This is a genomic window from Vibrio sp. 10N.222.49.C9 (assembly GCF_041474985.1).
Lineage (GTDB): Bacteria > Pseudomonadota > Gammaproteobacteria > Enterobacterales > Vibrionaceae > Vibrio > Vibrio crassostreae_C.
This window is the reverse complement of sequence record NZ_JBFRVD010001114.1, coordinates 1-313: the sequence shown is the minus strand read 5'-3', so window position 1 is coordinate 313 and position 313 is coordinate 1. Positions and strand designations below refer to the sequence as shown.

1 pseudogene is annotated in these 313 nt (G+C 43.5%); it reads right to left on the bottom strand.

Annotated features, from left to right (window positions below):
• A pseudogene (locus AB4585_RS27145) lies at positions 1 to 239 on the bottom strand (octanoyltransferase); the annotation flags it as partial.
• Positions 240 to 313 lie beyond the last annotated feature (74 nt).

Below are 313 nucleotides of genomic sequence, written 5' to 3'. Positions count from 1 at the left end.
AGGAGGTGTTCCTCTTTACCCGCTTGGCCTTGCGTAAAAACAGGATTGTGCTCAACAATCCATATCTGATCGACGGTATTTTCGTCGCGCTCATCGGTGAATCGGTGCATTCTCTGCCATATTGGTTCGTAATCTTGACGACCAAGATGGTGGATCTCCAATCGATCACTGAGTAGCGATGAGGTTGCGTTTGCTTGTTTCTCTGTATCGTTAGGCAATTCGTTACTTCCCTGAATCATCTATATCGAAGTACGCACATTACTAGCAACGTGAGGTTATTTCTACTAGAAAAAGGCGAATTAATACTATTTGT